This window comes from Bradyrhizobium sp. 41S5 (assembly GCF_011516665.3).
Lineage (GTDB): Bacteria > Pseudomonadota > Alphaproteobacteria > Rhizobiales > Xanthobacteraceae > Bradyrhizobium > Bradyrhizobium quebecense.
Genome location: NZ_CP083721.1, coordinates 1,597,513 through 1,611,640 on the forward strand (window position 1 = coordinate 1,597,513; position 14,128 = coordinate 1,611,640).

The following is a 14,128-nucleotide window of genomic DNA, read 5'->3' on the forward strand; positions in this document are numbered from 1 at the left end:
GCTTTTCTTTCGGCTGAAGCGCTATCGGCTTTCCGCGAGCAGCTTGTCCGCCGATTGCGCCAGCAGTTGCGCGCGCTTGCGCGGGCCGCGTTCGAGAAACAAGAGGCTCTGGCCGAAGATGAAGCAGTAGAACAGGAACGCCTGCGCATCGGCTTCCTCGGCCGAGAGCCCGGTGGCGCGATAGAGCTGGCCGACATTCTTCAACCGCGCGGCATCGACGCTCGCGGCGGCGGTGGCCGCGGCTTCGTCGGTGCGCGCCCATTGCCGGATCGCGAGTTCCACCGCCATCGCCTCGGTGTTCATGCGCTCCGAATATAGCGTGATGATCGCCTTCAGCCGCTCACGCGCGCTGGCGCCGTCGAGCGCGGTCTGCTTCTCGATCGCGGCGATGCGGCCGTCGCGCCAGCGTGTCAGCATGGCCTCGAGCAGCGCGGCGCGATCCCTGAAGCGGCGGTAGAAGCCGCCTTTGGTGACGCCCAGATTCTTGGCCAGCACCTCGACACGCACGCCGTCGACGCCGCTATGCGCGAGTTCGGCAAAGCCGGCCGCGACCCAGACGTCGCCCTTGCTTTCAGTCATGTGATCTCCGCGGAGCCGTCCCGATACGGTACCGTATTGCTAGCCCGCTTCGCGCCTGATACGCTACCGTATCAAAAATCGAAGGAGGGGACGATGGAGGGCGAGGCGACCTATCGCGGCACGGTCTATCCCTGGCACTGCGACCATATCGGCCACATGAACGTCATGTGGTATGTCGGCAAGTTCGACGAGGCGAGCTGGAACATGTTCGCGCGGCTCGGGCTGACGCCGAGCTATCTGCGCGAGTCCGGCCGCGGCATGGCCGCCGTGCAGCAGAACATCTCCTACCAGCGCGAACTGCTCGCCGGCGACCTCGTCGAGGTCAAGAGCCGGCTGGTCGAGTTCCGCGACAAGTCGGTTCGCATCCTCCACGAGATGCGCAACGCGGAGACCGGCGAGATCGCCGCGATCTGCGAGATCGCGGCCGTGCACATCGATCGCGCCGCGCGCAAATCGGCGCAGTTCGCGCCGGCGATCCGCTACGCCGCGATGCCGCACCTCGTGCCGTCAGAACCCGTGACTGCGTGACCGCCATGCCCCGCTTTGAACCGAAGAATCCCGACTTCCGCGCGGTTGCCACCGCCACATTCGAGCGCCAGCGCGCAATGCAGACGCTTCGCATCTCGATCGCGCGCATGGAGCCGGGCGAGGTCGATCTCGCGATGCCCTACGCGCCGGAGTTCTGCCAGCAGAACGGCTTCGTGCATGCCGGAATCATCACCGCGGGGCTCGACAATGCCTGCGGGATCGCCGCCTTCACGCTGATGCCCGAAGGCTCCGACATCCTCACCGTGGAGTTCAAGACTAACCTGCTGGCGCCGGCACGCGGCGAGCGATTCGTGTTCCGCGGCGTCGTGGTCAAGCCCGGCCGCACGCTGACCGTCTGCGACGGCCGCGCCTACGCCGTGCAGGACGGCACTGAGACGCTGGTCGCGACCATGAGCGGGACGCTGATGGCGCTGGCACGGCGGGAAAGGTAGCCGCGCTAATCTATCCCCCGTCATGCTGAGGAGCGCGTAGCGGCGTCTCGAAGCATGCACGGCCCGGCCGGTGGCCGTCGATCCTTCGAGACGCGCTACGCGCTCCTCAGGATGACGGGTCGGAGAGTCGCGACGGGCTTGAGAGACCGGCGTGCCCAGCATTTGCGCATCTGACCGGGGCGAGCGCATTGACAACCTTTCACCGCACCGACCTGATACGCGCATGCTTCGCGTGAGTGCCTTGTCATGATTGCCAGCCTTAGTCTGATCCTGCTTTGCCAGCTGGTTGGCGAGGTTGCCGTGCGGGCGCTGGCGGTGCCGGTGCCAGGCCCTGTCGTCGGGCTGGTGCTGCTGCTGTTGCTGCTGTTGGCGCGCGACCGGTTTCCGGTGCTTGCGCGCGGGCCGCTCGGCAATGACGGGGTCGAGAGCGCAAGCCGCGGCATGCTCGCCAATCTCTCGCTGCTGTTCATTCCGGCCGGCGTCGGCGTGGTGCAGAAGCTCGATCTGCTCGCCGAGCACGGCATCGCGATCCTGGTGATCCTCGCGGTCTCGGTCATCGTCACGCTGCTGGCGACGGTCGCGACCTTCGTCGCGGCGAGCAGTATGTTTGCGCGCGAGGAGGACAACCCGTGAGCGACAATCCGTTCTCGCTCTGGGTCTATCTCTCGCAGTCGCCGCTGCTCTGGCTGACCGTGACGCTGCTGACCTATGCCGCGACCGATGCGGTGTCGCTGAAGACGAGGCGGCACCCGCTCGCCAATCCCGTGCTGCATTCGCTGTGGATCATCGGCGCGTTCCTGCTGCTGACCGGGACCTCCTACACCACCTATTTTGCCGGTGCGCAATTCGTGCATTTCCTGCTCGGGCCGGCGACGGTCGCACTCGCGGTGCCGCTCTACGAGAACCGCAGGCGGGTCGCGGCTGCGGTCCTGCCGATGCTGGTCGCGCTCGCGGTCGGCTCGCTCACCGCGATCGTCTCGGTGGTGCTGCTGGCGCGGGCCTTCGGCCTGCCGCGTGAGATCATCCTGTCGCTGGCGCCGAAATCGGTGACGGCCGGCGTTGCCATGGGCATCAGCGAATCCCTGCATGCCGATCCCTCGCTGACGGCGGTCTCAGTGATCCTCACCGGCATCATGGGGGCGATCATCGTCACGCCCTTGATGAACTTCACCGGCGTCACCGACTTTCGTGGCCGCGGCTTTGCCGCCGGCATCGCCGCCCACGGCATCGGCACCGCGCGCGCGTTCCAGGTCGACGAGGTCGCAGGCGTTTTTGCCGGGATCGCGATGAGCCTGAACGCGCTGGTCACCTCGCTGCTGGTGCCGCTGGCCGTGACGTATCTGCTGCGCTGACGCTGGCCACAGGGCGGTTTTGTGCTATTAGTGTGGCGTTGTGCAGCAAATCCTTCTAGGATTGCAGCCGCAAACGCGAGTCTGTTCCCCTTGGTCTTCTCCGCAACTCAGAGCGTGCTCGGGCTGGCATCGGGCATGCTGGTCGGCTTTTCGCTGGGCCTGGTCGGCGGCGGCGGGTCGATCCTTGCCGTGCCGCTGATGGTCTATGTGGTCGGGGTGCCCCAGCCGCACGTCGCGATCGGCACTTCGGCGATCGCGGTCGCCGCCAACGCCGCGATCAACCTCTCCAACCACGCCCGCGGCGGCACCGTCATCTGGTCCTGCGCACTGGTGTTCGCGCTGTCAGGCATGTTCGGCGCTTTCGGCGGCTCGATCCTCGGCAAGATGCTGGACGGGCAGAAGCTGCTGGCGCTGTTCTCGATCGTGATGCTGGTGATCGCGAGCCTGATGCTGAAGACCCGCGCGCGGGTCGGGCTGACCGACGTCAAGATCTCGATGGCCAACACGCCCGCGATCGTGGGTCTCGGGCTTGTGACGGGAACCATGTCCGGCTTCTTCGGCATCGGCGGCGGCTTCCTGATCGTGCCAGCCTTGATGCTGGCGACCGGGATGCCGATCATGAACGCGGTCAGTTCGTCGCTGGTGGCGGTTACCGCCTTCGGTGTGACCACGGCCTTGAGCTATGCGTGGTCCGGGCTGGTGTCGTGGGGCCTGGCGGGGCTATTCGTCGCCGGCGGCATCGCGGGCGGCCTGCTGGGCACACGGAGCGCCCGGCACCTGTCGGAACGCCGCGGCGCTCTCAATATCGTGTTTGCGACTGTGATTATCGTCGTGGCGATCTATATGCTGCTGCGTAACATCAATGTGTCCTGAACGTAGAAGGGCGAGGAGCCCTTCCGGAAGCGAGCTATGAACCATCTGACGAAATCACCCCTCGACAACGCCGGCGCCACCCGCCGCGGCGCGCTTGGCCTGATCGGTGCCGGCATTGCGCTGCTGGCCGCCAGAGGCGCGCGCGCCGAGGACGACAATGTCCTGACCGAGGAACAGGTGCTGCGCGATCCGGATATTCCGGTGATCGGCAATCCCAAGGGCGACATCACGATCGTCGAATGGTTCGACTACAATTGCCCGTATTGCCGCAAGCTCGCGCCGGAGCTCCGCCAGGTGGTGCAGGACGACGGCAAGGTTCGCCTGGTGCTGAAGGATTGGCCGATCCTCGGGCCGGTGTCGAAGGTCGCTGCGCGGATGGCGCTGGCGGCGAAGTACCAGGACAAGTTCGAAGCCGCACATGAAGCGATGATCTCGGTCAATTCGCGGATCACCGAGCCGCGCATTGCCGAGCTGCTCTCGGGCGCCGGCCTCGACATGGATCGCCTGAAGAAGGATCTCGACACCAACGCCAAGGCGATCGACGCGGTTTTGGCGCGCAACAACGAACAGGCGCAGGCATTCGGCTTCAACGGCACGCCGTCATTCATCGTCGGCAAGTATCGCGTGCCCGGCGTGCTCAGCATCGATCAGTTCGAGCAGGTCATCGCCGACGCGCGCAAGGCCAATATGGGGCGCAAGACCGAGCAGAACTAGCTCGCGACGTCGCTTCCCTCGCGACCGACATGGAGCGAGTTTACGTCGAGCCTTTCCGCTTGGCGTAGGCGCGCCGCGCGCGCTCGCGATTGCCGCACACTTCGCTCGAGCACCATCTGCGAGTCCGGTTCGGGCTCTCGTCGACGAAGAACCAGCCGCAGCCGTCAGCCTCGCAGCATCCGATGCGGCTGGCGTCATCGGACGCCAGCAGGGCCGTCAGCGACCACAGCACCGGCCACAATGGCTCCGTCACGTCGGTCCCCGCCAGCGCATGGCGATAGCCTCGATGCTGCCGCACCAGGTCGGGCTGCCTCGGAGCCGCCGATAGCATCTGATTGACGAGACGGAGGTCCACGCTGCGGCCACCGCGGAGCGCGTCGGAAATCGCCCAGATGTCGCGACGCAAATCATGCGCCTTCTGCATCGCGGCCACGGCAACGCTGCTCGCCGAATGCGCTTTCAGCTTCCTGATCGCTGCGAGCGGCAAGGTCCCGCGGCGTTCGCTCCAGGACAATAGCGCAGCGTAATCCGGGATCAGCTCCTGCGGATCGTCCGACGTCCGCCAGTCGAGCGTGTTCGCGAAGTCGAGGCAGACCCGTCCACCGAAGAACTGCGTCGCTGCCCGCGCGGCATCCCTTGACATCACGGCCTCTCACCAAGTTTAATCTAACGGTCATGACCATTACAAGTACCCAGCCGCCTCGACGCGCCCCAACGATGACAGCCGCCGGATTCAGGCGGGGCCTGGTCGCGGCCTTGCCGTTCCTGCTCAGCAATGGCGCCGCTGGCCTCGTGATGGGACTGACCTACAAGGGGCTTGGGCTGGGGGCGCCGCAAGCGATTCTGTTCAGCCTGCTCGTCTACTCCGCCACGGCCCAGGCGATCACGCTGAGCATGTGGGCGAGCCCGCTGCCGGTCGCCGCCATGGTCGTTGCCTGCATCGCCACCAATTCACGATACTTACTGATGGGCGCCCATCTGCGCCAGCTGTTTGGCGGACTAGCCCCCCGGAAGATCCTGCTCAGCCTGTTTCTGCTCGCGGATGCGTCGTGGCTGATGACGAGTTCGGATGCAGACCGCAACGGACCCGACGCCGGCTATCTGCTCGGATCGAGCATCCCGATGGCGATCGGCTGGGTCGGCGGCACCGCGCTTGCCTATGCCGCCCCGCTCGCAACGAATGGACCGCTGAGGCTCGCCGCCGCACTGCTGCCGACGATGTTCATTGCGACCCTGCTTCCGAGCCAGTGGAAGAACGCGACATCTCCGTGGCCGTGGCTGGTCTCGGCGGTTTTCGCGCTCCTGGTCAGCCGATTCGTGGACCCCAGCTGGTCCATGCTGATCGGGGGCGGATGCGGCACGCTCGTCAGCATGATGGAGCGGACCGATGCGTGACTTGATGAAGAACTTGGACGTTCTCGGCGTGATCTTCATCCTCGGGCTGACATGCTATGCCATGCGCGCCGGTGGATATGTCCTCGCCGCGTCGATGCGCGACGACGGCATCGCCGCCCGGTTTCTCCGGCTCGCGCCCGGCAATCTGTTCATCGCATTCATTGTTGGCGGTTGCCTGTCCGGCGGGCTGGCAGGTCTCGTCGGAACGATGGTCGCGCTCGTGACGATGGCTGTCACCGCGAGGGAGTGGGCCGCGCTGAGCGCGGGCTTCGGTGCGGCGATCGCGACATCCGCGATCGCGCCGTGACGTCGGCAGTTACTTCGCGGCGACCCTTGTCCATTCCTCGTGCGCCCGCGCCTTCAGCAGATTCCAGTCACGGGCGGCGACGTCCCAATTCACGATGGTGCGGGTGTCCTGCGCAACTTGCCCATTGGCCACGCTCGAGGTCTGCATCGAATCGTAGACATAGACGCCGCAAACCAGCAGCAGCGCGCCCAAAATCATGCCGAAAAACGTCCGCATCGCATAATCCTCCGGTGTCGGCGGGATAACGTCGTGGGGTTCGCTGTAGTTCCGGCGATCGATCAACTGCGCGCGAACACCCGCATCCCGCGAGCTAGGGGGCATCGAGACCTCGATCATCGCCCGGCGCCTTTATCGGCGGGACCAAACCATTTCGCGCATTCCGGCCGTCCCGCCGATCAGGCACGCGTGGCCGAATATGAAGCCCGTCCCCGAGCCGGCTTCGGCGAGCAGATCATGAAGGCGTTTTCGGCGATCGCGCCCGAAGATGCCGACGCGCCGTTCGTCGCGGACGCGATCGTCAAAGTCGTCGACACCCGTTCGGCAAGCGGCCGTTCCGCGTCCACATCGATCCGACCCAGGACGCGCCGAGGTCGCGTTCGACGTGATAGACCGCGTCCGCAACGAGATGCTGCACCAGGTCGGCTTCTCCGACCTGCTCAAGCCGCGGGTGAATGAGTAGGCACGCTCCATCCTCGTCACTGCGAGCGAAGCGAGGCAATCCATCGCAACACAAGTGGCGGCATGGATTGCTTCGCTCGCAATGACGGAGGACAGAGCTCTTCCTATTCACCATTCAGCCACTGCATGATCTCCGCATTGATTTCACGCGGATAGGTGTGGCTGAGGTCGTCGATCTCGCGATAGATCACCCTGGCGCCGGCGGCCGACAGCAAGCCCTGGGTTTGCCGCGCGGTCTGCACCGGGAACATCCAGTCGAGCCGGCCATGGGTGATGAAGATCGGCAAGCCGCGCAGCCGCTCGGCATCGGCCATTTCGGCCATCAGCGGATGGAAGGTGGCGGCGACCGGCGCCAGATGCGTGAAGCGCGAGGCGCCGTCTAGCCCGCTCACATAGCTGAACGTGCCGCCGTCGCTCATCCCAGTCAGCAGCATGCGCGTCTCGTCGATGCGCCAGCGCGCGCGCACCTGGTCGATGATGCGGTCGAGGTTCGGCGTGTCGGTGTCATCGCCCATCAGCGCCCAGGTCTGGCCGGTCGCGGTCGGCGCCACCAGGATGGCGCCGCGGCTGCGCGCATCGCGCAGCCAGCTCCACAGGAAACCGCGGCCGTTGCCGCTGCCGCCATGCAGCGCCATCACCAGCGGCCAGGCGCGATCAGGCGTGTAATATTCCGGCACATACATCGAGAAGCCGCCGCGGCTGCCCGGTTCGTTGCGCTCGTGGAAGATACCGGTGTCGGAGTTCGGCGTGGCCGCGAGCTTCGCCTGCAGGTCGGCGTCCTCGCGCAAGTCAGGCGCGATGAAGAAGCCGCTGACCGGCGGCAGCTCGGTCAGCGGATAGAGCGCCTCCTGTGCGCGCGGCAGATAGCGCAGCGCGCGAAATACGCCGACAAGATCGCCCTCGCCATTCTGCACCGCGCGCAGGCCGGCATAGCCGGCCAGTGCCGGTTCGATCGCAGCTTCCAGCGCGGTCTTGATGTGCGCGAATTTCTCCGGCCAATCGGCAAGCCGCGGCCGCACCGCCTGCAGGGCCTCCTCGGGCTCGCCCGCGATCTGCATCACGCGATCGAAGTCCGGCGGATTGAGGTTGCGCGCGACAAAGGACAGCGATTCCAGCGTCTGCAACAGCGGCGGCAGCACGGCCACGATGTCGTCAACCACGGCCTCGCTCATCGTTGCCGCCTCTTTTCTTTCTCTTAATGCAGCCGCGGCGCCTTCAACAGCTTCATGCGGTCGATCGAGGTCAGCGTCACGTCGAAGGTGACGCCCTCGTGGTAGACCGTCAGCGGCACGTCGACGCCGGCTGTGCCGAGCGACCAGAGCTTGCGGTAGAAGCCGGTCTGGCTCGTCACCTTGTCGCCGTCGACTGCGAGGATCACGTCGCCGGTCTTCAGCTCGGCGCGCGCCGCCGGTCCCTTGCTGGCGACGCCGACCACCACGAGGCGGTTGTCGATCTCGGTCGTGTACATGCCGAGCCATGGCCGCGCCGGCCTGTCGACGCGGCCGAACTTGCGCAGGTCGCTCAGCACCGGCTTGAGCAGATCGATCGGCACGATCATGTTGACATGCTCGGCGCGGCCCGAGCGTTCGCGCTCGAGCTGCAATGAGCCGATGCCGATCAGCTCACCGGCATTGTTGATCAGTCCGGTGCCGCCCCAGTTTGGATGCGCCGGATAAGTGAAGATCGCCTCGTCGAGCAGATATTCCCAATAGCCGGCGAATTCCTGCTTCGCCGCGATCTGGCTTGCGACCGAGCGCGTGCGGCCGCCGGCGCCACCGAGCACGACATTGTCGCCGACCTGCGTTGCCGCCGACGAGCCGATCCGCAGCGGATCGATGTCGAGCCTGCCCAGCGCCTGCACCAGGCCGAAGCCGGATTCGAAATCGAAGCCGAGCGCGTGCCCCTCGACCGCGCGGCCGTCGCCGAGATGCAGCCACACTGTGGCGGCTTCGGTGATCAGATAACCGATCGTCAGCACCAGCCCGTCGTCGATCAAGACGCCGTTGCCGGCGCGCTCGGTGCCGAGCGTCTCGGCGCTGAAGGCGTCAGGCGGAATGATCGAATGCAGCCCGATCACGCTCGTCAGCGCACGATCGAGGTCGTAGCGGTAATCTTCGGGGCGGGGCTGAAAGGCCGCCGGCACTTTCCATTCGGTGGTGGAGGGCATCAAGGATCTCCTGGCGTGCAGGGCGCTGGAACCTCATGGTAGTCCGAGGTTCTGCCGGCAGGGAAGCTGGAATGATATACCTTGCGCGGCGGCCTGCACAGCTCATCTGGCGTGCAGAGCTGCCCCTCGCAAGATGAACTGAACCTAATCGCTTTTTGCTGCCGCGCGCGCCGGCATGATGCGGAAAGCGCGGTCCTCCTTGATCCAGGCGGCGCGCTCGTCGCGCAGCATGGTGCGGCGAACCTTTCCGGAATCATCGCGCGGCGCCGTGCCGACGCGCTCGAAACTTTCCGGATGCTTGTAGCGGCTGAGCCGGTCCTTCAGGAAGTCGCCCATGCCGTCGGCGATCTTCTGCGCGTCGGCGCTGTCGGCGAGTTCGAGGATCGCATGCACACGCTGGCCGAACTCCGGATCGGGCAGTCCGACCACGACGCAGGAGCGCACCTCGGGATGCTCGCTCACCGCGGCCTCGACCTCGGCCGGGTAGATGTTGGCGCCGCCGCGCAGCACCATGTCGGCGAGCCGGTCGCCGAGATAGAGATAGCCTTCCTCGTCGAGGCGGCCGATATCGCCGAGCGATTCCCAACCGTCCGGCCGCCGCTTCGGCGATGCGCCGAGATAGTGATAGGTGGAGCCGGCGCCGTCATTGGGCAGGAAGTAGATCTCGCCGGTCTCGCCGGGCGCGACGTCGTTGCCGTCCTCGCCGATGATGCGCAAGCGTGCGGTCTCGCCGATCTTGCCGACCGAGCCCTTGTGCGCCATCCATTCGACGCCATTGATCACGCAGGCGCCCTGCCGCTCGGTGCCGCCATAGAGCTCCCAGACCCGCTCCGGCCCGAGCCATTCGATCCATTTCTCCTTCAGCCAGGGGGGCATCGGAGCAGCCATGTGAAACACGATACTTAGACTGGAGACATCGTAGCGGTTGCGCACCTCTTCGGGCAGCGCCCAGATCCGGTGCATCATGGTCGGCACGAAGTTGACCCATTGCACGCGCTCGCGCGCGATCAGCCGCAGCGTCTCCTCGGCGTCGAACTTCACCATGCCGGTCAGCCGTCCGCCGCCGAACAGCGCGGAGTGCGACAGGATGAAGGGCGCGTTGTGATAGAGCGGGCCCGGGTTGAGCACCGAGGCCTCATGTGGCATGCCGAGCAGCAGCGGTGCCGTGGTTTCGATCACGGCGGGGTTGTGATCGAGGATCACCTTCGGCCGCCCGGTCGAGCCGCCGCTCGTCATCGCCTTCCAGTAGCGCGCGACCGGTGCATCGAGCGACTCTTCGGAAAATCCTTCCGGCACGAAATCCACCGGCAGCGAATTCGGCGCATTCCAGTCGGCCTCGCCGCCGACCACCAGCGATGGTTTCAGGATCTCGAGCACCGCGGCGGCCTCGCCGCGCGGCAGCCGCCATGACAGCGAGGTCGGCGTCGCGCCGCATTTCCACACCGCGAAAGTGGTCTCGAAGAATGCATTGCTGTTGGGCAGCCCGATCGCGACGAAGTCGCCGGGCTTGACGCCCTTGGCGGCAAAGGCGCGCGCCCGTGCATTGGCGCGGCGTTCGAGCTCAAGCCAGGTCAGCGTATCCGCGCCGTGGCTGACGGCGATCGCGTCTGCGGGCTTGCGTTCGGCATACCAGCGCGGCACGTCGGCGAGGGGGATCAGCATGGGTCGTTTCCGGAAGACAGAGGCGCCTTGAAGCGCTCTTGTTGCAGGGATGTGGCCAGGGCCACGGCTGCACTTCACCAACTATGCGGTCCCCGTGTCAAGCCGACGGCTGCCGAGGCGACCGGTATCCCGCTGATGGAATTGCGGAATCCTCATTCGCTAAAAGCCGGGGCAAGATTCCGGTAAAGTTCAAGCGATCGCGCTAAGCCGGGCTTTACGGGGGGACGGCATTGTGGCCCCTGCGGTTGTGTGCCGGGCGCGTCGATCGACGCGCGCGGTCTCCAATGTCATTTCAAGGACCAATGTCTTCAAGGACGATGACGATGGCGAGCAATGGAGCACGGATCAAGGTCAGTCGCGAGCCGCGACGCCAGCTCAACAATCGTGCGGCGTGGATCACGGTCGACGACGGCGTGACCGAGAATGCCTGTGCCGTGGTCGATATCTCGCCCGGCGGCGCCAAGATCACGACCGAGGTCGAGTTCGATGTGAAGGATCGCCTTGCGCTGACGCTACTCGCCGATCATGCCAAGCGCTACCCTTGCGAAGTGGTCTGGCGTCGCGGCAAGACCTACGGGCTCAAATTCGTGACCGCCGACGCCGAGCCGGACGAGCCGGCCGCGGAGCCCGCCGGCGCCATCTAGCGCCGCGCCTCAGCGTCCCTGCGCGCTGTTGGCATTGCCGGTCGTGCTCACCGAACCGCCGGGAGCGGCCGGCGCCGCACTGAAATTGCCGCCGGAGGACGGTGCATAGCGCTGGCCGCTTTGGGTTGGAAGTGCAGTGCCGCCCACGCCGTTGGCAGGCGCGGCGCGGTCGCCGGGCCTCGGCGGCAGTGGAGAGCCCCCCGTGCTCTGCGCGAGAAGCTGGGCCGGGGCGAGCGTCAGGCCGGCGGCGACGATGATGGCGAATGTGTTTCTGAGCATGGGCTGGTCCGGATGGTGCGGTGCGGCTCGAGCGGTGGCGAGATCCGCCAAGCCCGCACGATTGCGTCTGCAATAACGTAAGCGGTGCTGGTCTCGTTCCCAGAGGCTACGGCCAAACCGCAAAGCAAATATCCGTGTGATGGACCCCGGCGGCGCCGCGTTCGCTCTGTTAGCCCCGATAGCGCAGTGCGTCGACCAGCAGCGCGAACGCCGGCGAGGATTGCCGGCGGCTCGGGTAATAGAGGTGATAGCCGGGAAACGGCACGCACCAGTCGTCGAGCACCTGGACCAGCTGGCCCCTGGCAAGTTGCGCCTGCACCTGGTCCTCGGCGACATAGGCAAGCCCGAGCCCGGCCAACGCCGCCTTGATCCGCAAGGCGGTACTGTTGAACACCAATTGTCCGTCGACGCGGACCTTGACCGCGCGTCCGCGCTTCTCGAATTCCCAGGCATAGATGCCGCCATGGGTCGGCAGGCGAATGTTGATGCAGGCGTGCTGCGTCAGGTCCTGCGGCCGCTTCGGACGGTCTCGCCGTTTGAAGTAGGACGGCGCTCCGACCACGACCATGCGGAAATCCGGCGCGATCCGCACCGCGATCATGTCCTTTGCCAGCTGCTCGCCGAGGCGAACGCCGGCGTCAAAACGCTCAGCGACGATGTTGGCGAGCCCGTTGTCGACAGCCAACTCCACCTTGATGTCGGGATAGCGCGGCAGGAAGTTTTCCAGCGCCGGCCACAGGATGGTCTCGGCTGCGTGCTCGCCGGCGTTGATGCGGATGGTGCCGGCCGGTTTCTCGCGCAGCGCGTTGAGGGCTGTGAGTTCGGCCTCGATCTCCTCGAAGCGCGGCCCGATGCCCTGCAGCAGCCGCTCGCCGGCCTCGGTCGGCGCGACGCTGCGTGTGGTGCGGGTCAGGAGCCGCACGCCCAGCCGTTCCTCCAGCGCGCGCATGGTGTGGCTGAGCGTCGATTGCGAAACACCGAGCCGCGCCGCCGCGCGGGTGAAGCTGCGCTCACGCGCGACGGCGAGGAAGGCGATCAGGTCATTGATGTCGTGCCGCGGCATTGATGAGCCCTGCTCATAAGTCCATCCCGATTTGTACGTCTAATGGCGCGGGCGTGCACGCCCTAAATCCCGCAGCGGCAGGTCCCAATCTTTGATGCGGAGAGACGTCATGCAGAAGCGTAAATTCGGTAACAGCAATCTGGAGGTATCGGCGATCGGCCTGGGCTGCATGGGCCTCAGCTTCGCCTATGGCCCAGCGGTCGAGAAAGCCGCAGGCATCGCGCTGCTGCGCGGCGCCGTGGAGCGCGGCGTCACCTTCTTCGACACCGCGGAAGTCTACGGTCCCTTCGTCAACGAGGAGCTGGTCGGCGAGGCGCTGGCGCCGGTTCGCAACGACGTCGTGATCGCCACCAAGTTCGGCTTCGATATCGGCACCATGGCCGAGCGGCACCGCTCGCTGAACAGCCGGCCCGAGCACATCAAAGCGGTCGCGGACGCCTCGCTGAAGCGGCTGAACATCGATGTGATCGATCTGTTCTATCAGCATCGGGTCGATCCCGCGGTGCCGATCGAGGATGTTGCCGGCGCCGTGAAGGACCTGATCGACGCCGGCAAGGTCCGCCATTTCGGCCTGTCGGAGGCCGGCGTGCAGACCATCCGCCGGGCCCATGCGGTGCAGAAGGTCACGGCATTGCAGAGCGAATATTCGCTTTGGGAGCGCGGGGTGGAAGCGGAGATCCTGCCGCTGCTGCAAGAGCTCGGCATCGGCTTCGTGGCGTACAGCCCGCTCGGCCGCGGTTTTCTCACGGGTGCGATCAGCGCGTCGACGACGTTCGCCAGCGACGACTTCCGCAACCTCGTGCCGCGTTTTTCGCCGGAAGCGCGCCGCATCAATCAGGCGCTGGTCGATCAGCTCGGCCGCATCGCTGCCGGCAAGGGCGCAACGCCGGCCCAGATCGCGCTGGCGTGGCTGCTGGCGCAAAAGCCGTGGATCGTGCCGATCCCGGGCACCACGAAGCTCAATCGGCTCGACGAAAACATCGGCGCCGCACGGATCGAATTGAGTTCCACCGATCTCGCCGACATCGGCAAGGCCGTCGCCGCAGTCGAGGTGCAGGGCGCGCGCTATCCGGAGCAATTGCTCGGGATGGTCGGCCGCTGAGGAAGTCGAGCCACAAACGCAGTGTCGTCCCGGGCTTGATCCGGGACCCATGACCACAAATGGCAATTGCTGCGCGACGCTGGGGCCACAGCCCTCTTCAACAACACAACCTGTGGTGATGGGTCGCTACTTTCGCAAGGACGACGATTGTGGAAGTAGGCGGTGCAACACATTCAGTGTCGTCCCGGGCTTGACCCGGGACCCATAACCACAAATGGCAATTGCTGCGCGACGCTGGGGCCACAGCCCTCTTCAACAACACAACCCTGTGGTGATGGGTCGCTGCATTCGCAGGGACGACGATTGTGGATGCAGGCCGTGCCACACATTCGA

The 14,128-nt window shown here is 65.8% G+C and carries 18 protein-coding genes; 10 read left to right on the forward strand and 8 right to left on the reverse strand.

Translation table 11 applies throughout. The annotated features are described in order from the left end of the window. Window positions 1–21 precede the first annotated feature (21 nt). Window positions 22–579 (reverse strand): TetR/AcrR family transcriptional regulator, encoded by a 558-nt coding sequence (locus HAP47_RS07440; RefSeq protein WP_173638809.1) that lies wholly within the window; start codon window positions 577–579, stop codon window positions 22–24. Window positions 580–672: 93 nt separating this feature from the next. On the opposite strand from HAP47_RS07440, the gene HAP47_RS07445 reads away from it, so the two are divergent. The 6 genes from HAP47_RS07445 (at window position 673) to HAP47_RS07470 (ending at window position 4,498) form a co-directional block, all read left to right on the forward strand. Next, window positions 673–1,107 (forward strand): acyl-CoA thioesterase, encoded by a 435-nt coding sequence (locus HAP47_RS07445; protein ID WP_173638808.1) that lies wholly within the window; start codon window positions 673–675, stop codon window positions 1,105–1,107. A 5-nt stretch (window positions 1,108–1,112) separates the two neighbouring features. Beyond that, complete coding sequence (locus HAP47_RS07450) at window positions 1,113–1,559, forward strand: PaaI family thioesterase (protein ID WP_173638807.1); 447 nt, start codon at window positions 1,113–1,115, stop codon at window positions 1,557–1,559. A 246-nt stretch (window positions 1,560–1,805) separates the two neighbouring features. Beyond that, the gene (locus HAP47_RS07455; RefSeq protein ID WP_173638806.1) at window positions 1,806–2,192 is read left to right on the forward strand and encodes a CidA/LrgA family protein; all 387 of its coding nucleotides are present in this window, start codon (window positions 1,806–1,808) and stop codon (window positions 2,190–2,192) included. Next, window positions 2,189–2,911, forward strand: coding sequence for an LrgB family protein (locus tag HAP47_RS07460; RefSeq protein ID WP_173638805.1), 723 nt, complete (start codon window positions 2,189–2,191; stop codon window positions 2,909–2,911). The genes HAP47_RS07455 and HAP47_RS07460 overlap by 4 nt, the downstream gene beginning before the upstream one ends. A 135-nt stretch (window positions 2,912–3,046) precedes the next feature. Beyond that, window positions 3,047–3,784 carry a sulfite exporter TauE/SafE family protein gene (locus HAP47_RS07465; RefSeq protein WP_173640608.1) on the forward strand — a complete coding sequence of 246 codons (738 nt, stop codon included), beginning with the start codon at window positions 3,047–3,049 and terminating at the stop codon, window positions 3,782–3,784. A 36-nt stretch (window positions 3,785–3,820) separates the two neighbouring features. Next, window positions 3,821–4,498, forward strand: coding sequence for a DsbA family protein (locus HAP47_RS07470; RefSeq protein WP_173638804.1), 678 nt, complete (start codon window positions 3,821–3,823; stop codon window positions 4,496–4,498). A gap of 40 nt (window positions 4,499–4,538) precedes the next feature. Here the strand turns inward: HAP47_RS07470 and HAP47_RS07475 are convergent, their stop codons facing one another. Next, window positions 4,539–5,141, reverse strand: a complete 603-nt coding sequence (locus HAP47_RS07475; protein WP_173638803.1) for a CGNR zinc finger domain-containing protein — start codon at window positions 5,139–5,141, stop codon at window positions 4,539–4,541. A 74-nt stretch (window positions 5,142–5,215) separates the two neighbouring features. On the opposite strand from HAP47_RS07475, the gene HAP47_RS07480 reads away from it, so the two are divergent. Next, window positions 5,216–5,893 carry an AzlC family ABC transporter permease gene (locus HAP47_RS07480; protein ID WP_173638802.1) on the forward strand — a complete coding sequence of 226 codons (678 nt, stop codon included), beginning with the start codon at window positions 5,216–5,218 and terminating at the stop codon, window positions 5,891–5,893. Next, window positions 5,886–6,200, forward strand: a complete 315-nt coding sequence (locus HAP47_RS07485; protein ID WP_173638801.1) for an AzlD domain-containing protein — start codon at window positions 5,886–5,888, stop codon at window positions 6,198–6,200. Before HAP47_RS07480 ends, HAP47_RS07485 begins: the two co-directional genes overlap by 8 nt. Before the next feature lie 9 nt (window positions 6,201–6,209). Here the strand turns inward: HAP47_RS07485 and HAP47_RS07490 are convergent, their stop codons facing one another. From HAP47_RS07490 to HAP47_RS07505, 4 genes are all read right to left on the reverse strand, one after another. After that, window positions 6,210–6,416, reverse strand: coding sequence for a hypothetical protein (locus HAP47_RS07490; protein WP_173638800.1), 207 nt, complete (start codon window positions 6,414–6,416; stop codon window positions 6,210–6,212). A gap of 566 nt (window positions 6,417–6,982) precedes the next feature. After that, complete coding sequence (locus HAP47_RS07495; protein ID WP_173638799.1) at window positions 6,983–8,050, reverse strand: phospholipase; 1,068 nt, start codon at window positions 8,048–8,050, stop codon at window positions 6,983–6,985. Between the two features lie 23 nt (window positions 8,051–8,073). Beyond that, the gene (locus HAP47_RS07500; protein WP_173638798.1) at window positions 8,074–9,045 is read right to left on the reverse strand and encodes a S1C family serine protease; all 972 of its coding nucleotides are present in this window, start codon (window positions 9,043–9,045) and stop codon (window positions 8,074–8,076) included. A gap of 144 nt (window positions 9,046–9,189) precedes the next feature. Further along, window positions 9,190–10,707 (reverse strand): AMP-binding protein, encoded by a 1,518-nt coding sequence (locus HAP47_RS07505; protein WP_173638797.1) that lies wholly within the window; start codon window positions 10,705–10,707, stop codon window positions 9,190–9,192. A gap of 323 nt (window positions 10,708–11,030) precedes the next feature. Here HAP47_RS07505 and HAP47_RS07510 point away from each other — a divergent pair, with 323 nt between their 5' ends. Further along, window positions 11,031–11,351 carry a PilZ domain-containing protein gene (locus HAP47_RS07510; protein ID WP_092123608.1) on the forward strand — a complete coding sequence of 107 codons (321 nt, stop codon included), beginning with the start codon at window positions 11,031–11,033 and terminating at the stop codon, window positions 11,349–11,351. A gap of 9 nt (window positions 11,352–11,360) precedes the next feature. Here HAP47_RS07510 and HAP47_RS07515 read toward each other — a convergent pair whose 3' ends face one another. Both HAP47_RS07515 and HAP47_RS07520 read right to left on the reverse strand, forming a co-directional pair. Continuing rightward, complete coding sequence (locus tag HAP47_RS07515) at window positions 11,361–11,630, reverse strand: hypothetical protein (protein ID WP_173638796.1); 270 nt, start codon at window positions 11,628–11,630, stop codon at window positions 11,361–11,363. Window positions 11,631–11,799: 169 nt separating this feature from the next. Then, window positions 11,800–12,693 (reverse strand): LysR family transcriptional regulator, encoded by an 894-nt coding sequence (locus HAP47_RS07520; protein WP_173638795.1) that lies wholly within the window; start codon window positions 12,691–12,693, stop codon window positions 11,800–11,802. 109 nt (window positions 12,694–12,802) lie between these two features. Here HAP47_RS07520 and HAP47_RS07525 point away from each other — a divergent pair, with 109 nt between their 5' ends. Next, window positions 12,803–13,795 (forward strand): aldo/keto reductase, encoded by a 993-nt coding sequence (locus HAP47_RS07525; RefSeq protein WP_173638794.1) that lies wholly within the window; start codon window positions 12,803–12,805, stop codon window positions 13,793–13,795. Window positions 13,796–14,128: the final 333 nt, after the last annotated feature.